Here is a 19,414-nt window from a genome sequence, read left to right as displayed (position 1 = left end):
ATTCGTTGCCGTTCACCGAATCGAACGTCACCGGCGAACCGCTGATCGAGGAACCGGGGTCTGGAGGTCGTTGATCGTGGTGGTCCCGGCTGGGTTCGAACCAGCGACCTTCCGCGTGTGAGGCGGACGCTCTCCCACTGAGCTACGAGACCGGATTCCGACGGGCCGGACGAGGCAGAAGACTAACACGCAAGCACTTCACAGCCAGAATCCGTTTCACTATTGTTCTCCCTCCCCGCCTCCCGACCAGCGGTTTCCCCGGTACCGTTACTGCATCGGAACGGACGGCTCGGCGCGACGCGGGCACTGGGGCCATGAGGGGGCAACATGCGGATGGTGACGGCCGTGACCGCGGTGGTGCTCGGCGGGGCGGCAGCGGTGGGTGCTCCGGTCGCCGGAGCCCAGGTCGCCGGATTCACCTCGCCGAGCGGCAACATCGGATGCATCCTCACCGACGACTCGGTGCGCTGCGACGTGGCCGCGCGCGATTGGGCGCCACCGCCGCGTCCGTCCACCTGTCCCGACTTCACCGACTTCGGCCAGGGCCTCATCGTGGGCCCCACCGGTCCCGCGAGCTTCGTCTGCGCCGGCGACACCGCGCTGGGCAGCGGGCCTGCGCTGCCCTACGGCCAATTTCATGCCGGCGGCGGGATGAGCTGCACCAGTGAACCGTCTGGCATGCGGTGCTCGAACTCCGAGGGCCACGGCTTCACCATCTCCCGGCAGGCTTACACCCTGTTCTGACCGGAGCACACTGCGGCAATCAAGGGATTTGTGTACGCCTGTGCACGTGGACTATCGTTCTGCTTCGCGACGGGCGACGATCTCGCCCGTGGCGCGCGGATGTAGCGCAGTTGGTAGCGCATCACCTTGCCAAGGTGAGGGTCGCGGGTTCGAATCCCGTCATCCGCTCGAAGGTGCAGTGGCATCAACCCCAGCGGTGGAGTGGCCGAGTGGTGAGGCAACGGCCTGCAAAGCCGTGCACACGGGTTCGATTCCCGTCTCCACCTCCGAGTAGTCCCGGCGCGATTAGCTCAGCGGGAGAGCGCTTCCCTGACACGGAAGAGGTCACTGGTTCAATCCCAGTATCGCGCACCATATCGCGCGCGTTCAGCCCGTCGACGGATCGGCCCCGGTTCGACTCCTCCTAGGCGTCTCGATTTTTCGAACATATGATCGATACGTGGGAATGCAGAAGATCGGCTACGGTGGCCAGCCGCTACCGCCGGTGTTCCGCCGGGTCGATCCCCCGACTCCGGTGCTCGTCGACTTGGTGGCACTGTTCTCCCGCCAACCCCACTGCAGCGGCCGCTACCACCCCAACGGACTGCGGCTGGACGCCGTCGTCGAAGGGCTGCTGACCGGGTGGGGCCGCGCCGAGCACGGCGGCTGGTGGGGCCTGGTGGCCTATCCGGTCAAACACGGCGGCCAGCAGCACACCGTCACCCACTGGGTCCCGGCATGGGTGCTCAAGACGACATAGCGAGCCGTCCTGTGATTCGCGTCGACGTCGCTTGACGGCCGTCAATTGGCAACGGCATGCTCACGCCGTGATCAGGATGACGGAGCAGCAGATCATCGAGGACCTGGCCCGCCGCCTGGCTGACGTACACACCCGGGTCGAACCGACCGAGGTGATCCGCGTGGTCATGGAGGCACACGCCCGCTTCGCCGACCGCCCCATCCGCGACTTCATCCCGCTGTTCGTCGAACGCAACGCCAAGGCCGAACTGCTCAAACTGCGTAGCTGAGTCTGTTGATCTGTTAATCCATTGCCCGACAGCGGGTTTCACTTTTCCCACCGAGCACTGCAGAGTCCCAGCGCCGCTGGCCGCCTGTACCCCAATTCGTTATCGGTTTTCCAGTGAAGATCTATGCGGCTATCAGCTGCCTCTCAGGTTCGGCCCATACTTTCGACATCACACAGCGATGTGTTGGACAACCCCCGATACGCTCGGCCCGCCACCAATCCCCCCCTGGGTGGCGGGTCGAGATCGTTTTCCGGGACCGAATCCCGCTTACCCTCATCGAGTAGCCGATAGTGTTCTCTGCACCGCACCGCGCCGAGATGAGGTGGACATGTTTCGTCAGCTGCTCGTAGCCAGCGCCGTCAGCGCTGCCGCCGCTTGCTGCGTCCCGACCGCCGCCGCCGAACCGGGACCGATGTACCCGGATAAGCCCGGCCGCTATGCCACCGACGTACCCGGGATGAACTACGACGCCCGACTCACCGCGCCGTGCACGAACATGGATCGGTACACCTTCGGCCGCGGGCCCGGCGGAGAAGCTCTGCAGTGCCGGTGGATCCCGAATCAGTGGCCGCCGGTCTACACCGGGTTCTGGCAGATCAGCTATGCCCTGCACGGCGTGCAGGACATCGGCAGTCCCTGCCCTGACCCACAGTCCGCCGCTCAGGCTCCGGACGGACGCCCGCTGATCTGCATGGGCGCGCAAGGTTGGCAGGCCGGGATCTTCAACCGCGAGGGATTCACTCCGCTCTAGCGGCGATCGGGGCCGCCGCCCGGCACGTCAGGAACTCCGCAGGGTTCGGCTGGGCTCTGTCCCGAACACCTGCTTGTAGGCACTGCTGAAACGTCCGGGATGGCTGAATCCACACCGGCCGGCGATCGATGTCACGGTGTCGCAGGCCGGGTCAGCCGTCTTCAACGCCTGATGAGCCCGTTCCAAGCGGACTCGCCGCAGGTATTCCAGCGGCGTGGTGTCCAGGTGCTCACGAAATGCGTATTGCAGGGCACGCGGAGTCACGTCACTGGCCGCCGCGATGTCGCGAATCGTGATGTCGTAGTGCGCGTTCTGCTGAATAAAATCCACTGCCAGGCGCAGCATCCGCGGACGCTGGTCTGGCAAACGGCCCTCTCCCCTCATGACATTGTCGAGTTCCCCGGTTTGCGAGAAACGAACATACGAGTGATGAATTCCACTCCCGTGCCACCATCAGTGCATGACCGACCGTATTGAAGTCAGCCGTGCGATCACCGCCTCGCCCTCTGAGATCTTCGCCGTGCTCAGCGACCCGCAGGGCCACGTCGCCATCGACGCGACCGGCATGCTTCAAGACGCCGACGGCGCGCCCGTGCGTGCGGTGGGCGATTCGTTCGTCGTCCATATGGACCGCGAAGCGCTCAACGACTTTCCCCTGGGCCGCTACGACGTCACCGTCCAGATCACCGAATTCGAGCAGGACCGCCTTCTGGCCTGGACCATCCTGGGGCAGGTCCGTCCGCAGATCGGGCATGTATACGGCTACCGCCTGCAACCCGAGGGCGACACTACGGTGGTGACCTCGTTCTACGACTGGACCGCCATCGACAAGCAATGGCGCGAGGCCGACATCTTCCCGGTGGTGTCCGAGGGAGCGCTACGCGCGACGCTCGGCATCCTCGATCGGACCGTGCGGCGCGGCTACCCCCGGTCGTCAACCTAGAGTTGACGTTGTCCTCGCGTCAACTTATGGTTGACGCATGACTGACGCTGCCAAGATCACCCATCCGGTCCGCCTCGACGACCTCATCGAGGTGATCACACAGGTCCACGACCAACCGCTCGATCAGTTGACCGATGCGGTCCTGGCCGCCGAGGCCCTCGGCGAGGTGGCCGACCATCTCATCGGCCACTTCGTCGACCAGGCCCGCCGCTCCGGCGCCTCGTGGACCGAGATCGGAAAATGCATGGGCGTCACCAAGCAGGCCGCCCAGAAGCGCTTCGTACCCAAGACACCCACCGACGCCGCCGCGATGGATCCCGCGGCCGGTTTCAGCCGATTCACCGACCGCGCCCGCAACGCCGTCATCGAAGCGCAGAACCAAGCCCACGCCGCCGGCAACCCGGAGATCTCACCCGCACACCTGGTACTCGGGCTGTTCGCCGACCCGACCGGACTGGCCGCCCGTCTGATCACCGGCCAGGGCGTCGACCTGGCCACCATCCGGCAGTCCGTCACCCTGCCCGCAGGTGTCGGCGAGGTACCTGCGCTCATCCCCTTCGACACGCGCGCGAAGAAGGCGTTGGAGTTGACATTCCGCCACGCACTGCGACTCGGCCACAACTACGTCGGCACCGAGCATCTGCTTCTGGCACTGCACGAGGAAGAGGACGACAACGGCGTCCTGCACACCCTCGGGATCGACATCACACGCTTCGAGCGTGAGCTGGTGGCCGCCCTCGCGTCGTTGACGCAGACCTGACCGAGGCTCTGCCGAAACCGCCGCTGCCCGGGTGTGCCGGTGTGCAATCATGTGCACCACGTCTAGGAGGGACACCGAATGCGCCGTTGGCTCATAGTGCTCGTCGCCGCCATCGCGGTACTCGGCGGCGTGCCGGCACCGCCGGCAACTGCGGCCGTGATCCCGATCGGACGCCTCGGCGAGCCGCTGCGCGTGGAGTACCAGGGATTGATTGCCGACGTGACGGTCAACCACATCGCGCCGTCCTCGGTACCGCCCGGATTCGGCTATCCCCCGCGCGCCCCGCGCTACCAGGTGTACCGCGCCGAGGTGACGATCACCCCGGTGCAGCTTCCCACGCCCTACGCGATGGCCATCACGTTCGCCTTCCGCGGCGTCACCCCGACCGGCGACGCCTACGAGCCCCGCAACAGCGACGCCCCCGACGCGCTGCAGTTCGGCATGCAAACCGCCCAGGTGGGTCACACCTTCACCGGCGGGGTCTGGTGGGACTGCTACCGCGACCTGGTGTCCAATGTCGTTCTGCTGGACCGCATCAGCGGCACCCGACTGGCGCAGTGGAACGTCGCCTGAGCAGTTGGCTGTCCTGATCGGCCCAGCGGACCCCAGGCGGGTCACCGAACTCGCCGAGCTCGCCGCGCGCACCTTCCCACTGGCCTGCCCGCCCTCGTCGCGACCCGAGGATGTCTCGGCGTTCATCGCCGAAAACCTCAGCGCCGCCCGGTTCTGCGACTATCTGCACGATCCTGACCGCACCGTGCTGACAGCCAGCCGGGACGGCTGCATGCTCGGATACGCCATGCTGATCCGCGCAGCGCCCGACGACCCTGACGTCGCCGCGGCGGTCACCGACCGCCCCGCCGTCGAACTATCCAAGATGTACGTCGCGTCTGCGGCACACGGCACAGGCACAGCCACGTCGCTGATGACCGCAACCCTGCGCCACGCCGAGCAGTCCGGTGCGGCGTGCCTGTGGCTGGGTGTCAACCAGAGAAACACACGGGCGCAACGCTTTTACAGCAAGCACGGCTTCACGGTCGCAGGCACCAAATCGTTTCGGCTGGGCGCCGCCCTTGAGCAGGACTACGTGATGCTGCGCCCGGTCTGACCGGCCGCGGTCAACGCGAGCAGACGCGAGGTGGCCCGCAGGTACTTCTTGCGGAAGCCGCCGGCGAGCATGTCTTCACTGAAGATGGTGTCGAGCTTGGCGCCCGACGCGATCACCGGAATTCCCGCGTCGTAGAGGCGGTCAGTCAGCGAAACCAGCCGCAACGCCACATTCTGATCGTCTATCGGGTGGACGCCAGTGAGGAAGACCTGCGAGACCTCCTCAATCAATGCCAGGTAGCGCGAGGGGTGCATGGTGGCCAGATGCGCACACAGGTCGTCGAAGTCATCGAGTGTCGCGCCGGGTACCGCGGCGGCCCGCTGCGCGACCTCACCGTCACTGAGCGGCTCGGGCGCCGGCGGCAACCCGCGGTGACGATAGTCGGGACCCTCGATGCGCACGGTGGTGAACATCGCGGCCAACGTGTTGATCTCACGCAGAAAGTCCTGTGCGGCGAACCGACCCTCGCCGAGTTGTTCCGGCAGCGTGTTGGAGGTCGCCGCCACCGACACACCCCGCTCGACAAGTGCCGACAGCAGCCGCGAGATCAGCGTCGTGTTGCCCGGGTCGTCGAGCTCGAACTCGTCGATACAGACCAGGACGTAATCGGCGAGCAGATCGATGCACTCGGTGAACCCGAACACCCCGGCCAGCTGGGTGAGTTCACCGAACGTCGCGAAGGCCTTCTGCCCGGAGACCGCGAAGTACGACGATGCGAGCAGGTGCGTCTTGCCCACTCCGAAACCGCCGTCGAGGTACACCCCGACACCAGGCAACACCGCACGCTTACCGAACAGCTTCTTCCTGCCGGCCCGGCGTTCCTCGGCCTGTTCGCAGAACCGTCGGCACGCCTGGACCGCCGCGTCCTGCGACGGCTCGGCGGGGTCGGGCCGGTACGACTCGAAACTGACCTCGGCGAACGTCGGTGGCGGCGTCAGCTGGGCTATCAGCCGTTCCGGGGTGACGCTGGGACGCCGATCGACGAGATGACCGACCTCGCTGGACCCGTGCATGCATGGCACCCTAACGGCGTGCTGTGATTCTGCGTATGGCCGGCGACGGGGACGGGACACAGTTCACACTGCTGGGCACGGACTCCACGCTCGATGAGCACGCGCTGGCAGCGCACTACGCCTACCCCGATGCCCTGCGGTCGTGTTGGGTGCGGGCCAACATGATCAGCTCGCTCGACGGCGGCGCCACCTCCGACGACGGCCGCTCCGGCGCCCTGGGTGCCGCCGGCGACCGCGCCGTGTTCGCCACGCTGCGCGAGCTGGCCGACGTCATCGTGGTCGGGGCGGGCACCGTACGCGTCGAGAACTACTCCGGAGTGCACTTCGATGCGTCGCGCCGCGCAACCCGCCAACTCCGCGGCCAGACCGAGGTCCCGCCGGTCGCCGTGTTGACCCGCACCGGTCGACTGGAACGGCGCTCGCGGCTGTTCACCCACACCGAGATCCCGCCCCTGGTCCTGACCAGCACCGAGGCCCTCGCCGATACTCGGGAACAGCTCGGCGACCTCGCCGAGGTCTTCGACGCCTCCGGGGACCGAGCAGACTCCGTGGACCTGCCGACCGCGCTGAGCCTGCTGGCTCGACGCGGTCTGCTGCGGGTGCTCACCGAAGGTGGCCCCGCCATCCTGGGCGCGTTCGTAGCCGTCGGCCTGCTCGACGAGCTGTGTCTCACTGTTGCCCCCGTGCTGGTCGGCGGACAGTCCCCCCGCATCGCCACCGGACCCGGGCAGGCCTCGACCGCGATGCAGCCACGCACCGTGCTGACCGACTCCGAGGGCTATCTGTACCTGCGCTACGGCCGCGCTGCAGAAGCCCAACCACCCGGTATGCGCTGAACCACCGAGGCTCAGCCGGTCAGTACTGTGGTCGGCATGCGTCGACTGCTTCGCGCCCACCGAGGTGCCGTGCTGGCCGTCGCTGTGTCGCTGGTGCTGGCCGGATGCTCACCCGGCCTGGCCGCCAACCCCCGCTACGCCACCGACTCCGGCGCCCGCCCGCAGGGCGTTGCGCCACCAAGCGACCAGCCGGACGGACCACCCGTCATCGAAGCACCCAAGAACGACCTGTCCTGGCGCGACTGCACCACCCGGGTCTTCACCTCGGCGGCCATCGACCCCGTCCCAGGGGTTCGGCTCGAATGCGCCAGCTACGACGCCGACCTTGACCCGATCAACGGGGCCACCGGATCGGTCAGCATCGGTGTGGTGCGCGCGATGTCGGCGCAGACGCCCGCCGACGCGGGTCCGCTGGTGATGACCACCGGATCGGACGTGCCGACCTCGGTCCAACTTCCGGCCTGGCTGGCACGCGCCGGCATCGATGTCCTTGCCAGCCGCCCGGTGGTCGCCGTGGACCGCCGCGGCATCGGGCTGTCCGGCGCGCTGGACTGCCGGGACATGTTCGACCGTCAGGAGATGTTCGAGCAAGCGCAGTTCCAAACCGGTGACGATCCGGTGGCCGCGCTCAGCGCGATCACCATGACCGCCACCACCAACTGCACCGATACCATCGCCCCCGGCGACTCGGCCTACGACAACGCCCACGCTGCCGAAGACATCGAACGTCTGCGCACCACCTGGGACGTACCTGCGCTGGCGTTGCTCGGCATCGGCAACGGCGCACAGGTCGCGCTGGCCTACGCCGGGTCACACCCCAACAAGGTCGCCCGGCTGGTGCTGGACTCCCCACTGCCGCTCGGCATCGCCGACGAAACCGCCACCGAACAGCGGGTCAGGGGACAGCAGGCGGCGCTGGACGCCTGGGCCGCCCAATGCGCGGCGACCAACTGCGTGCTGGGCGCCGACCCCAAAGCCGCGGTCGACGCCCTGCTGCGGGCGGCACGCGCCGGCAACGGTCCGGGTGGAGCGTCGGCTGCCGCGGTTGCCGACGCGATATCGACCGCGCTGGCCTTCCCGCGTGGCGGCCGGGTGGACTCGACCAATGAGCTGGCGCTGGCGATCGCCGACGCGCAGGCGGGCAACACCAACCGGCTCAACAACCTGATCAATCAGGCCGAGACCCTGCGCCAGAGCGACGGACAGTTCGTCAACGGATGCAGCGATGCCCTCAACCGGCCGACTCCAGACCGGGTCCGTGAACTGGTCGTCGCGTGGGGCAGGCAGTTTCCACAGTTCGGTGTCGTCGGTGCGCTCGACATGGTCAAGTGCCTGCACTGGCCCAGCGGTGCAGCGCCGAAGGAACCCGCCGGCCTGGAGATCCCGACGCTGCTCCTGGGCGTGCAGAACGACCCCGTCGTCGGCAACGAGGGTGTCGCCGCAGTCGCGGCCACCGCGATCAACGCGGGCTCCCCTAACCGCCGGGTGATCTGGCAGGGCATCGGCCACGGCGCCGTGGTGTACACCGACTGTGCGTTGCCACCGGTGCTGACCTACCTCGACAGCGGGCAGCTTCCCGAGACCGACACGTACTGCCCTGCATGACCGGCCGAGCTGACGCCTCGGTGTACGGTTCGCACGTGCGTGATCTTGTTATGTCCGCCTTCCGGCCCCGCACCTCGCCGCCCAGCACCGCATCGGTCCTGCGGTCGGTGCTGTGGCCACTGGCAATCCTGTCGATCATCCACCGCAGCTACGTGCTGGCCACCAACGGCTACATCACCGACGACTTCGCGCCCGTCTACCGCGCGGTGGTGAACTTCAAACGCGGTTGGGACATCTACAACGAGAACTTCAACCACGTCGACCCGCACTACCTCTACCCACCCGGCGGCACTCTGTTGATGGCGCCGTTCGGTTACCTGCCGGTGGATGCCTCGCGGTACTGGTTCATCTTCTTCAACACGCTTGCGATCGTGCTCGCTGCGTACTTCCTGCTGCGGCTGTTCAACTTCACCCTGGCCTCGGTGGCCGCGCCTGCCCTGCTGCTGGCCATGTTCTGCACCGAAAACGTCACCAACACCCTGGTGTTCGGCAACATCAACGGCCCCATACTGCTGTGCGAGGTGCTGTTCTTCCGCTGGCTACTCACCGGCCAGCGACGCCACGAATGGTGGGCAGGCGCCGCGATCGGAATGACCCTGGTGGTTAAACCGCTGCTGGCGCCACTGCTGTTGCTGCCCTTGCTTAACCGGCAGTGGCGCGCCCTGGTCACCGCGTTCGCCGTGCCCGCGGTGTTCAATGTGGTGGCCTGGCCGCTGATCAGCGACCCGATGAGCTTCGTGACGCGCACACTGCCCTACATCCTGTCGACCCGCGACTACTTCAACAGCTCGATCCTGGGCAACGGTGTCTACTACGGGCTGCCGATGTGGTTGATCATGACCCTGCGCGTCGGGTTCGCCGTGCTCGGTGCCATCGCGCTGTGGCTGCTCTACCGCTACTACCGCACCCGCGATCCGCTGTTCTGGATGCTGACGTCCTCCGGTGTGCTGCTGTTGACGTCGTGGCTGGTGCTCTCGCTGGGCCAGGGCTACTACTCGATGATGCTGTTCCCGTTCCTGATGACGGTCGTGCTGCCGAACTCGGTGATCCGCAGCTGGGTGGCGTGGCTGGCGATCTACGGGTTCACCACGATGGACAGGTGGCTGCTGTATCACTGGCCGACCACCGGTCGCGCGCTGGAGTACCTGAAGATCACCTACGGCTGGTCACTACTGGTCATCGTGGTGTTCACGGTCCTGCTGTTCCGCTACCTCGACGCCAAGTCCGACGGTCGCCTCGACGACGGCATCGATCCGCTGTGGCTGAAAGAGACATCGCAGCCGCGCGGACCGGCGACGAGTAGCCTGAATCCATGACAGCGACAGATCCCCAGCTGGTACTCAGCGACGATCAGTGGCGAGAACGGCTGACCCCCCAGGAGTTCGCGGTGCTGCGGCGGGCCGGCACCGAACGACCCTTCACCGGCGAGTACACCGACACCAAGACCACCGGCGTCTATCAGTGCCGCGCCTGCGGCGCCGAACTGTTCCGCAGCAGCGAGAAGTTCGAATCGCACTGCGGGTGGCCGTCGTTCTTCGACCCGGCCGACTCGGACGCAGTGGTACTGCGGCCCGACGATTCCATGGGGATGCGTCGGGTGGAGGTCTTGTGCGCCCACTGTCACAGCCACCTCGGTCACGTGTTCGAAGGCGAGGGTTACCCGACACCGACGGACAAGCGCTACTGCATCAACTCGATCTCGCTGCGCTTGGTGCCCACCGACGGATGAGCATCGGGCGGCTGTAGACCACCGCGTTTCTGCAGCTGCAACAGGTCCAGGACCGCCGGAGCCGGAAGCGGCGCGCTGAAATGGAAACCCTGCGCGATCACGCAGCCGTACTCCCTCAGCCGCGCCGCGGTTTCGGCGTTCTCCACACCTTCAGCCACCGGCGTCAGGCCCAGCGAGTGAGCCAACCCGATGACCGCGCGGGCGATTGCGGCCGACGCCGGATGGGTCAGAATCGGGGCGATGAACTCCCGGTCGAGCTTGACCTCGTCCACCGGAAACTCGCGCAGGTACCACAGCGCCGAGTAACCACTGCCGAAGTCGTCGATCGCCACCCGGATTCCCCTGGCGCGCAACGCCTCGAAGACTTTCCTGGTCCTGCCCAGATTGTCCAGCAGCAGATCCTCGGTGATCTCGATGGTCAGCCATTCTGGCGGTAAGCCGCGCTCGTCGAGCGCCCGGGTCAGCTGCTCGCACAGCTCGGGATCGGCGATCGCCGGGGCAAAGACGTTGATGGCCACCGGAACACCCACACCCATGGCGTGCCAGCGTGCGGCGTCGTCGAGCGCTGTGGACAGCACCACCGCGGTCAACGAGCGCATCAGGCCGTGCCGGCGTACGAGAGGAAGGAACTGATCGGGACCCAGCAGCCCACGCCGTGGATGCGGCCAGCGGATCAGCGCCTCCAACCCGACGATCTCGTAGCTGCTCAGGTCGAACTTGGGTTGATACACCACACTGAGCCCACCGTGCTCGATCGCGGAGCGAAGTTCGGCCAGCAGCTGCGCCGATCCCATGTCCTCGTCGCCACTGCCCTGCACCATCGGTTGTCCGGGCTGCATGCCCGGACTGTGTGCGACCAACCGGCCGGTCCGCGCGTGTTTGGCAACCTCCAGCGCCACCTCGGCGCGTTTGTGCAGTTCGTCGGCCGATGAACACCGGTGCCCGGCACCGGTGGTGGCCAGCCCGACACCGGGCCGCAATCGCAGTTCCTGGCCATCGATCAGAAACGGTCGATCAAAGGCCTCGATCAGGTCCTCGGCGGTATCACGGGACGCGTCAGCATCGCCCATCATGATCACCGCGAATTCATCTCCGCCGACCCGGGCCAGGGTGTCGCTGGCTCGCACAGTGCCGGCCAGCCGCTCAGCGACCCGGATCAAGACCATGTCTCCGGTGCGGTGGCCGAAATTCTCGTTGACCAACCGGAAGTCGTCGAGGTCGAGCACCACCACCGTGACGTCGAGCGCATGGCGCTCATGCAGCTGCATCGCGTGCACCAGTCGGTCGGAGAACAAGGTCCGGTTGGCCAGGCCGGTGAGCGGGTCACGCAGTGCTCGGTCCGCCACCTCGGCAAGCAGACGCCGGTTCTCCCCCAGCACCAGGAACTGCCGGATCAGCACCGCGACGACGATCACCGCGACCGCGATGAACACCGGGCCCAAGCCGCTCAGCAGCATCGGCGTGGCCAGCAGAGCCGACAGCGCCACCGCCAGATACGGGAGCCACACGGACAACCGCGGTGGCACCGACAACGCGTCCGTTGCGCTGCCGCCGGCCGGCGCAGACGTCACCAGTGCGGCCATTCCGATGCACAGAAAACCCCACGCCCACCCGATCCCGAGGATGTGGTATTCCCGGCCGCCGTCCAGTGCAGTGAGGTGCGTGAACGCAATGTCGGACAACGCGATCAGCACCAACCCGGTGGCCAACCACCCCAGGTGCGCGCGCTCGCCGACCGGCGCGCGCGCCAGCATCAGCACCGCGACGGTGATGAGCGCGATGTCGACGATCGGATAGGACAGCGCCATCGCCATACCCGCCGGGTTGCCCGCACGGACCGAGTGCACGGTCTGTAACGCGGTCACCCACGCCAGGCCGAACAGTGCGGCGCTGACGATCATGCCGTCCAGCAGCAGCCGCACCTGCGTCGGCGGCGGCGCCGTCGACAACAGAAACACCAGACACAGCGCGGCGCCGCCCAAGAACGACACATAACCGACATCGGCCCATGACATCACCGGGTGTGTCCCCGTGGTGGCGTGCAGGTAGGCCACCCCCAGGCTGCCCAGACACCAACCCACCGCGCCGAAAGACATCGACCACCATGCACGTCGTTCCCTGCCACGCGCGCGGTGGGCCGCTGTGGCAGCGCAGATCGCAGCAAACAGCGAAATGACGGCGAGGCCGAGGTCGTCGACCAGGTCGTTGACGACCTGTCCACCCCAGTCGGACAGCAACCACAGCGAGTAGGCCGCGGTTGCGCCCACTGCGCCCGCAGCCACCCCCCGCCGGTTCGACATGGCGCGAGTGTAGCGATTGTCACCACTGCGCGATGGCAGATAAGGACCGACTTCAGAAATTTGCCGAAGGTCGACGGATCAGCCTAATTCACGGTGTTTTCGAAGTGGATTACATTTTATTGTCGAGGTCGCATATTTGCGCCGTTTGCAAGAATTTATCCCGCGGCCCACCGTCAGCAAAGCGCTACGGCAGCGCGGTCACCAGCTGCTCGACCGAGACCCGGGGTCCGGTGAAGAACGGCGTCTCCTCACGGACGTGACGGCGCGCGTCGGTGGCGCGCAAATCGCGCATCAGGTCCACAATCCGGTGCAGCTCCGGAGCCTCGAAGGCCAACAACCACTCGTAGTCGCCCAGCGCAAACGCCGGCACGGTGTTGGCCCGGACGTCCTTGTAACCTCGCGCGGCCATGCCGTGCTCGGCCAGCATCCGCCGGCGTTCCTCGTCGGGCAGCAGATACCAATCCAGAGACCGCACGAACGGATAGACACAGATGTAGGCGCCGGGGTCCTCCCCTGCGAGGAACGCCGGAATGTGGCTCTTGTTGAACTCGGCAGGCCGGTGCAGCGCCACGTTGCTCCACACCGGGGTGGACGCCCGTCCCAGCGTGGTGGTGCGGCGAAAGTTGGCGTAGGTGGACTGCAGCGCCTCCACGTTCTCGGCGTGCGTCCAGATCATGAAGTCGGCGTCGGCACGCAAGCCGGCGATGTCGTAAAGCCCGCGCACCACGACGCCTTTATCCTCCTGCTGCTTGAGGAATGTGGCCGTCTCGTCGGCCACCGCTGCGCGCGCGTCGTCGTCGCGATCCAATTCCCCCGGGGCCACGGAGAACACCGAGAACATCAGGTATCGGATGGTCGCGTTGAGTGCGTCGAAATCGAGCTTGGACATGGCCCTATCGTGCCACGCAGGCCAGTCATGCCGGCACCGCCGTCACAGGCCAGTCATGCCGGCACCGCCGTCACAGGCCAGTCATGCCGGCACCGCCGTCACAGGCCAGTCATGCCGGCACCGCCGTCAGTGCCGCACCTGCAGTCCGGCGACCGCCCGGGTTGCCGCGGCCACACAGGCCGGCACCCCGATGCCGTCGAGGTAGGCGCCGGCGACCGCCAGCGTCGCGGGCAGCCCGGCCCGGATCTCCGAGACCAGACCGGCGTGCCCGGGCCCGTACTGGGGCATCGCGTCGATCCAGCGCACCACCATGCTGTCCTGCGGCTCGATCGAGACACCGAACAGCGTCCGCAGATCCTCTACCGACCAGGTCAGCAGATCGTCGTCGCCGACACGTCGCGCGAGGTCGTCACCGAACCGACCGAACGACAGGCGCACCAGCTCCACGTTGCCGCGGACACCCCACTTGCGCGAGGACAGCGTGACGGCCTTGGCCCTCAGTCGGGTCTTGCCCGCCACCAACACCCCCGACTGTTCGGGCAGCGGCGTACCGCCGGGCAGTGCCAAGGCCACCACTGCTGAGGACGCCACCCGGATGCGCCGCGCCGCTGCGGCGCTGCGAGGCGCGAAATCGGCAACCAAATCAGGCAGCCGTGGCGCGGGAACGGCGAGCACCACCGCATCGGCAGGCCAGCGCACCCCCTCGTCGTCGACGAGCTCCCACCCCTGCCCGACGCGGTGCACGGCGCGCACCGCCACCTGTGCCCAGGTCGCTGCCGCTCGGCGCACCAGCTCGTCGAGCAGAACCTGGTAGCCACCGTCGACGGCACCGAACACCGAACCGGGCAATGGCGGTGGCAGCGCCGCAACGGCGGCCTCGGTCAGGCTGCGCGCACCCTGATCCAGTGCGGCGGCGACCGTCGGCGCGGCCGCGCGCAGACCGATCGTCGCGGCCGAGCCCGCGTACACGCCGGCCAGCAACGGATCCACCGACCGGATGACCACCTGCTCGCCGAACCGGTCGCCGACCAGCTCGGCGACCGTCGGGTCCGCACCTGCCTGCCACGACAACGGGCGCCGCGGCTCGGAGAGCATCCATTGGATCGTCGCATCGTCGACCAGACCGGTCAGCGCGTCCGGGCGCGACGGGATGCCGTTGACGGTGTCTCGGGGCAGCTGATGCAGCCGGTCCTCGCAGTAGATCAGCGGCCGCGCCCCGGTGGTGCTGATCTGTTTACCCGACAACCCCAGCTCGCCGAGCAGAGCGGGCACCTCCGGCCGGCGCGCCACGAACGCCTCTGCGCCGACGTCGAGGGCCTGACCGGCGATGCGCTCGGTGCGCAACACCCCGCCGAGGCGGTCAGCCGGGTCGAATACCGTGATCGAGGCGCTCGGACCTGCTGTCACCCGCAGCCGGTAAGCCGCGACCAGCCCGGAGATGCCGCCACCGACGACGCAATAAGAGCGACTCACAACTCGTGCACCAACGCCACGGTGTCGGTGATGATCCCGGGGTCGGTGGCCGGCAGCACGCCATGGCCGAGATTGAACACATGGCCGGCCGCACCGGCGTCAGTCGCTCGGCGGCCGTCCTCGACGACAGCACGCACCGCGCGCTGCACCACCGGCCACCCCGCCAGCAGCACCACCGGGTCGAGATTGCCCTGCAGGGCGGCGCCGCGCTGCACCCGCCCCGCAGCGTCGGTCAGCGACGTCCGCCAGTCCACCCCGACCACCGCGGGGGTGCCCAGACCGGCCACCGCCTCGGACATGGCACCGAGCAGTTCGGCAGTCCCCACCCCGAAATGTGTCATCGGCACGCCGTAACCGGCCAGCTCGGCGAACACCCGGGCGCTGTGCGGCAGCACCGAGGCGCGGTAGTCCACCAGCGACAGCGTCCCGGCCCAGGAGTCGAACACCTGGATCGCGTCGACACCGGCATCGAGCTGGGTCTTCAGGAACGCGATGGTGACGTCGGTCAGCGCGGTCATCAGCGCGTTCCAGAGCTCGGGGGCACCCAACATCATGGCCTTGGTGTGCTCGTGGTTACGGCTGGGACCGCCTTCGACGAGGTAGGAGGCCAACGTGAACGGCGCGCCGGCGAATCCGATCAGCGGCACGTCGCCCAGTGCGCCGGTCAGTCGGCTCACCGCGGTGGCCACCGGTTGCACCTGGTCGCGCTGCAGCTCGGTGATCGCGCCGACATCAGCTGCGGTGCGGATCGGGTGCTCGATCACCGGCCCGACGTCGGGCACGATGTCCAGCGCGATACCGGCGGCCCGCAGCGGCACCACGATGTCGGAGAACAGAATCGCCGCGTCGACGTGGTGCCGGCGCACCGGTTGCAGCGTGATCTCGGTGATCAGGTCGGCGTCGAAACAGGCCTGCATCATGGTGTTCTTGGCCCGCAATTCCCGGTATTCCGGCAGCGACCGTCCCGCTTGCCGCATCATCCACACCGGCACGCGGTGTGGCTTGCGGCCGGCGACGGCAGCCAGGTAGGGCGATTCGGGCAGCTCGCGGCGCGTATTCATCGGTGTCCATGCTGCCATGACCATCTCGGCGCGCCTGCGCCCCGCGGGGCAGAGATGCACTAGCGTCAGAGGCTGTGACCACCGCCGAACCGGCTCAATTCCGTGAAGCGGTGGCGGCGATGAATGCCACCACCGTGCGGCCGGAGATCGAGCTGGGCCCGATTCGTCCGCCTCAACGGCTCGCCCCGTTCAGTTACGCGCTGGGCGCCGAGGTCAAACACGCCGAGACCGCGATCATCCCGGAACGCTCGGAGGGCGACGCGTTCGGCCGCCTGATCCTGCTGCATGACCCCGAGGGCGCAGACGCCTGGGACGGCACGATGCGCCTGGTGGCCTACATCCAGGCCGACCTGGACTCCAGCGAGGCCGTCGACCCATTGCTTCCCGAGGTCGCCTGGAGCTGGCTGGTCGACGCCCTCGAACAGCAGGCCGAACACGTCACCGCGCTGGGCGGCACCGTCACCGCCACCACCTCGGTGCGTTACGGCGACATCTCCGGACCGCCGCGGGCACACCAGCTGGAACTGCGCGCCTCGTGGACGGCGACCACGCTCGACCTGGGCCCGCACGTCCAGGCATTCTGCGAGGTACTCGAGCACGCCGCCGGCCTGCCACCGACCGGGGTGACCGACTTGAACTCGCGCACCCGCGCCTGAAAACCATGACCGAGACCGAACCGTCGGGTTCCGCCATGGAAACCATGGAAACCCCCGCTGCGCCGACCGAGGACGCCGAGCCGCTGTTGGCACCCCGCGACGGGGTGCCTGACATCTCGGCAAGCCGCAGCGAAATAGCCTGTGCGGCAGACCTTCTCGCGTCGGGCCGGGGGCCGTTCGCCGTCGATGCCGAGCGTGCTTCGGGATTCCGGTACTCCAATCGTGCCTACCTGATCCAGATACGCCGCGAAGGCGCCGGCACGGTGCTGATCGACCCGGTCAGTCACGGCGGTGATTCGGTCGAGGTATTGGCGCCGGTGGCGGCGGTGTTGCAGACCGACGAGTGGGTGCTCCACGCCGCCGACCAGGACCTGCCGTGTCTGGCGGAAGTGGGGATCCGGCCCACCTCGCTGTATGACACCGAGCTGGCCGGCCGGCTGGCCAACTTCGATCGGGTCAATCTCGCCGCAATGGTGCAGCGGCTGCTGGGGTTGGCGCTGACCAAGGGCCACGGGGCGGCCGACTGGTCGAAGCGACCACTGCCCGACGACTGGTTGAATTACGCCGCGCTGGACGTCGAGGTACTCACAGAACTGCGCGATGCCATTGCCGCAGAACTCGAAGAGCAGGGCAAGACCGATTGGGCGCGACAGGAATTCGAGTTCCTGCGCACCTTCGAGGCTGCGCCTACCCGTCGGGATCGCTGGCGTCGCACCTCCGGAATTCACAAGGTGCGCGACCCCCGCGCGCTGGCCGCGGTGCGTGAACTGTGGACCACGCGGGATCAGATTGCCCGCCGCCGCGACATCGCACCCGGACGGATCCTTCCCGACAGCGCGATCATCAACGCGGCCACCACCGATCCCGACACCGTCGAAAAGCTCACCGCGTTACCCATCTTCGGCGGCGCCCGGCAGCGGCGCAGCGCCCAGGTGTGGCTCGATGCGCTGGCCCGGGCCCGGTCAGCCGACCCCCCGTCGACGCAGGAGCCCTCGAACGGACCCCCACCGGCGTCGAGATGGGCCCGGCGCAAGCCGGAGGCAGCGGTCCGCCTGGAGGCCGCCAAAGCCGGTTTGGCCGAACTGGCACAACAGGTCTCGGTCCCCGTGGAGAACCTGCTGGCCCCGGATGTGGTGCGCAGACTGTGCTGGGACTGGGTGCCGGCCGACGACAGCGAGGCAGCCGTCGAAGAATTCCTGCAGGCCTGCTCGGCGCGCCAGTGGCAGCGTGAGCTGACCGTGCCGGTGCTGGCCCGGGCGCTGGCCGGCGCGCAGCCGTGACCCGACCGATGAGCGGCTAGCGCCCGATCTCGTCTCTACGCTCAGCTGAGCAGTTCCGCCAGGAAAGGAGTCGAATCCGGCAGGGAAGCCAGCACTGTACCGCCGTGGTCCTGCTCCGGATACACCTGCAGCGTCACCTCCTGCCCGTCGGCGACCAGCCGATCGTTGAAGCGAAGCGTCAAGCTCGGTGGCACATCGCGGTCGCGCAACCCGACACCGAGGAAGAGCGGTCGGTCATAGCCGTCGGAGGGGATGCCCATGTACTCGTCGATGGCTTCCTCGGCCCCGGGAATCGAGGTGATCGGCGCGCTGAACAGACCCGGGACCGTCGCGTCCGACAATGCCGCCGAAAGTTCAGCCAGACAGAGCGTTTCGGCCTGGTCAGCAGCGGCCTGACCGGCCGGCGAGAGCACCCGGTCGAGGTTGAGGTCCGGACGCGCCTCGCGCAGGGCCGCGATGATGTAGGCCGCGTAGGCGTTGGCGACCGGGCCCAGCTCCGGCGGCACGGCCATATCAGGTCCGGCCTGCTTGACGAGGTCCTCGACCATCGCCGGTGTGCCGGTGGCGACCACACCTCGATAGTCCAGCCCGGAGTCGGCGCTGAAATCAGTGGCCCACCGCGCCGTGGAAACCGCGGCCGCGCCGCCCTGGGACTGGCCGACCACCGCCCATTCCGGCGACAGTGCCAAGTCCATCTGGTGGGCGGCAAGAACAGCATCGGTCACCCCGCGGGCGGTGGTGACGCTGTTGAGATAACTCATCAACCCAGGCGTCCCCAGACCGGCGTAGTCGCTGGCCACCACCACGTACCCCTGGTCGAGCCAGTGCGACAGATACTGGTCGTCACGGATGCTGCGGGGCCGCGCGGACGGTGTGCAATCGTCACCCAACCCCACCGTGCCGTGCGCCCACGCCACCACCGGCCGGCCCGTCGGCGGAGCAGTGGCCTTCGGGACGAACACCGCGGCCGTGCTGGTGGCGGGGCGGTCGTGTTGGTCGATGGTCGCGTACAGGATGCGGTACGCCGCGCCGGCTCCGGTGACCGACAGTTCGGGGTCCAGCGGCACCGTCTCGATCAGGTCTCCGGGCGCCGGGATGGGACCGGAGTAGTGCCGCGCGTCCAGTCCCGACCATTGCGGCACCGCTGCCGCGGCAGTGGCCGAGGTCCCGGCCAGGCTCGCCGCGATCAGCGCGATGATGACAAGAATCCTCACGGCGACAAGCGATCTCATGACTTACACCCTAGTCGCTCACTGCAG

Annotated in this window: 21 protein-coding genes and 4 tRNA genes; 17 read left to right on the top strand and 8 right to left on the bottom strand. The window is 67.6% G+C overall.

Features of this window, described 5'->3' with window-relative positions; genetic code table 11:
* Nucleotides 1-77: 77 nt before the first annotated feature.
* Nucleotides 78-152, bottom strand: a tRNA-Val gene (locus tag KXD98_RS10940).
* Nucleotides 153-333: 181 nt separating this feature from the next.
* Between KXD98_RS10940 and KXD98_RS10935 the strand changes: the two genes are divergently transcribed.
* The 7 genes from KXD98_RS10935 to KXD98_RS10905 all read left to right on the top strand — a co-directional run bounded on the left by KXD98_RS10935 (nucleotide 334) and on the right by KXD98_RS10905 (nucleotide 2,502).
* Nucleotides 334-744 carry a DUF6636 domain-containing protein gene (locus KXD98_RS10935; RefSeq protein WP_260765125.1) on the top strand — a complete coding sequence of 137 codons (411 nt, stop codon included), beginning with the start codon at nucleotides 334-336 and terminating at the stop codon, nucleotides 742-744.
* 95 nt (nucleotides 745-839) lie between these two features.
* Nucleotides 840-912, top strand: a tRNA-Gly gene (locus tag KXD98_RS10930).
* 27 nt (nucleotides 913-939) lie between these two features.
* A tRNA-Cys gene (locus KXD98_RS10925) sits at nucleotides 940-1,010 on the top strand.
* A gap of 13 nt (nucleotides 1,011-1,023) precedes the next feature.
* Nucleotides 1,024-1,098: transfer RNA gene (locus KXD98_RS10920), tRNA-Val, on the top strand.
* A gap of 91 nt (nucleotides 1,099-1,189) precedes the next feature.
* Entirely contained in the window at nucleotides 1,190-1,483 is a 294-nt protein-coding gene (locus tag KXD98_RS10915; RefSeq protein WP_260765124.1) for a hypothetical protein, read from the top strand.
* Nucleotides 1,484-1,559: 76 nt separating this feature from the next.
* A complete protein-coding gene (locus KXD98_RS10910; protein WP_260765123.1) occupies nucleotides 1,560-1,751 on the top strand; it encodes a three-helix bundle dimerization domain-containing protein in 192 nt (63 codons plus the stop codon).
* Between the two features lie 328 nt (nucleotides 1,752-2,079).
* On the top strand, nucleotides 2,080-2,502 hold the full coding sequence (locus tag KXD98_RS10905; RefSeq protein WP_260764331.1) for a hypothetical protein: 423 nt from the start codon (nucleotides 2,080-2,082) through the stop codon (nucleotides 2,500-2,502).
* 27 nt (nucleotides 2,503-2,529) lie between these two features.
* Here KXD98_RS10905 and KXD98_RS10900 read toward each other — a convergent pair whose 3' ends face one another.
* Nucleotides 2,530-2,847: a helix-turn-helix transcriptional regulator gene (locus KXD98_RS10900; RefSeq protein WP_260764329.1), complete on the bottom strand. Its 318-nt coding sequence runs from the start codon at nucleotides 2,845-2,847 to the stop codon at nucleotides 2,530-2,532.
* Nucleotides 2,848-2,962: 115 nt separating this feature from the next.
* On the opposite strand from KXD98_RS10900, the gene KXD98_RS10895 reads away from it, so the two are divergent.
* The 4 genes from KXD98_RS10895 (at nucleotide 2,963) to KXD98_RS10880 (ending at nucleotide 5,313) form a co-directional block, all read left to right on the top strand.
* A complete protein-coding gene (locus tag KXD98_RS10895) occupies nucleotides 2,963-3,445 on the top strand; it encodes an SRPBCC family protein (RefSeq protein ID WP_260764327.1) in 483 nt (160 codons plus the stop codon).
* Between the two features lie 37 nt (nucleotides 3,446-3,482).
* Entirely contained in the window at nucleotides 3,483-4,205 is a 723-nt protein-coding gene (locus KXD98_RS10890) for a Clp protease N-terminal domain-containing protein (RefSeq protein ID WP_260764325.1), read from the top strand.
* A 78-nt stretch (nucleotides 4,206-4,283) separates the two neighbouring features.
* Nucleotides 4,284-4,778, top strand: a complete 495-nt coding sequence (locus KXD98_RS10885; RefSeq protein ID WP_260764324.1) for a hypothetical protein — start codon at nucleotides 4,284-4,286, stop codon at nucleotides 4,776-4,778.
* 4 nt (nucleotides 4,779-4,782) lie between these two features.
* Nucleotides 4,783-5,313 carry a GNAT family N-acetyltransferase gene (locus tag KXD98_RS10880; RefSeq protein WP_260764322.1) on the top strand — a complete coding sequence of 177 codons (531 nt, stop codon included), beginning with the start codon at nucleotides 4,783-4,785 and terminating at the stop codon, nucleotides 5,311-5,313.
* Here the strand turns inward: KXD98_RS10880 and zapE are convergent.
* Nucleotides 5,289-6,326, bottom strand: a complete 1,038-nt coding sequence (gene zapE / locus KXD98_RS10875) for a cell division protein ZapE (protein WP_260764320.1) — start codon at nucleotides 6,324-6,326, stop codon at nucleotides 5,289-5,291. The genes KXD98_RS10880 and zapE overlap by 25 nt on opposite strands.
* A gap of 35 nt (nucleotides 6,327-6,361) precedes the next feature.
* Between zapE and KXD98_RS10870 the strand changes: the two genes are divergently transcribed.
* Genes KXD98_RS10870 through msrB form a run of 4 tightly spaced genes read left to right on the top strand, consistent with a single transcriptional unit; the run spans nucleotide 6,362 to nucleotide 10,496 of the window.
* The gene (locus tag KXD98_RS10870) at nucleotides 6,362-7,162 is read left to right on the top strand and encodes a pyrimidine reductase family protein (protein WP_260765122.1); all 801 of its coding nucleotides are present in this window, start codon (nucleotides 6,362-6,364) and stop codon (nucleotides 7,160-7,162) included.
* 36 nt (nucleotides 7,163-7,198) lie between these two features.
* A complete protein-coding gene (locus KXD98_RS10865; RefSeq protein WP_260764312.1) occupies nucleotides 7,199-8,767 on the top strand; it encodes an alpha/beta hydrolase in 1,569 nt (522 codons plus the stop codon).
* Between the two features lie 50 nt (nucleotides 8,768-8,817).
* Nucleotides 8,818-10,083, top strand: coding sequence for an arabinofuranan 3-O-arabinosyltransferase (gene aftC / locus KXD98_RS10860; protein WP_260765121.1), 1,266 nt, complete (start codon nucleotides 8,818-8,820; stop codon nucleotides 10,081-10,083).
* Nucleotides 10,080-10,496, top strand: a complete 417-nt coding sequence (msrB, locus tag KXD98_RS10855; RefSeq protein WP_260764309.1) for a peptide-methionine (R)-S-oxide reductase MsrB — start codon at nucleotides 10,080-10,082, stop codon at nucleotides 10,494-10,496. The genes aftC and msrB overlap by 4 nt, the downstream gene beginning before the upstream one ends.
* Here the strand turns inward: msrB and KXD98_RS10850 are convergent.
* The 4 genes from KXD98_RS10850 to hemE all read right to left on the bottom strand — a co-directional run bounded on the left by KXD98_RS10850 (nucleotide 10,448) and on the right by hemE (nucleotide 16,219).
* Nucleotides 10,448-12,796, bottom strand: a complete 2,349-nt coding sequence (locus KXD98_RS10850; RefSeq protein WP_260764301.1) for a bifunctional diguanylate cyclase/phosphodiesterase — start codon at nucleotides 12,794-12,796, stop codon at nucleotides 10,448-10,450. The genes msrB and KXD98_RS10850 overlap by 49 nt on opposite strands.
* Before the next feature lie 184 nt (nucleotides 12,797-12,980).
* Nucleotides 12,981-13,685 (bottom strand): hydrogen peroxide-dependent heme synthase, encoded by a 705-nt coding sequence (gene hemQ, locus KXD98_RS10845; RefSeq protein WP_260764293.1) that lies wholly within the window; start codon nucleotides 13,683-13,685, stop codon nucleotides 12,981-12,983.
* Between the two features lie 126 nt (nucleotides 13,686-13,811).
* Nucleotides 13,812-15,158, bottom strand: coding sequence for a protoporphyrinogen oxidase (locus tag KXD98_RS10840; protein ID WP_260764291.1), 1,347 nt, complete (start codon nucleotides 15,156-15,158; stop codon nucleotides 13,812-13,814).
* Entirely contained in the window at nucleotides 15,155-16,219 is a 1,065-nt protein-coding gene (gene hemE, locus KXD98_RS10835) for a uroporphyrinogen decarboxylase (RefSeq protein WP_260764284.1), read from the bottom strand. The genes KXD98_RS10840 and hemE overlap by 4 nt, the downstream gene beginning before the upstream one ends.
* Nucleotides 16,220-16,338: 119 nt before the next feature.
* Between hemE and KXD98_RS10830 the strand changes: the two genes are divergently transcribed.
* Both KXD98_RS10830 and KXD98_RS10825 read left to right on the top strand, forming a co-directional pair.
* Nucleotides 16,339-16,875: a DUF3000 domain-containing protein gene (locus KXD98_RS10830; protein WP_260765120.1), complete on the top strand. Its 537-nt coding sequence runs from the start codon at nucleotides 16,339-16,341 to the stop codon at nucleotides 16,873-16,875.
* A 35-nt stretch (nucleotides 16,876-16,910) separates the two neighbouring features.
* The gene (locus KXD98_RS10825) at nucleotides 16,911-18,155 is read left to right on the top strand and encodes an HRDC domain-containing protein (protein ID WP_396883157.1); all 1,245 of its coding nucleotides are present in this window, start codon (nucleotides 16,911-16,913) and stop codon (nucleotides 18,153-18,155) included.
* Nucleotides 18,156-18,196: 41 nt separating this feature from the next.
* Here the strand turns inward: KXD98_RS10825 and KXD98_RS10820 are convergent, their stop codons facing one another.
* Nucleotides 18,197-19,387: a S9 family peptidase gene (locus KXD98_RS10820; protein ID WP_260764280.1), complete on the bottom strand. Its 1,191-nt coding sequence runs from the start codon at nucleotides 19,385-19,387 to the stop codon at nucleotides 18,197-18,199.
* Nucleotides 19,388-19,414: the final 27 nt, after the last annotated feature.

This window comes from Mycobacterium sp. SMC-4 (genome assembly GCF_025263265.1).
GTDB lineage: Bacteria > Actinomycetota > Actinomycetes > Mycobacteriales > Mycobacteriaceae > Mycobacterium.
Note: the sequence above shows the minus strand (reverse complement) of the source record. Positions and strands in the feature narration are given on the sequence as shown.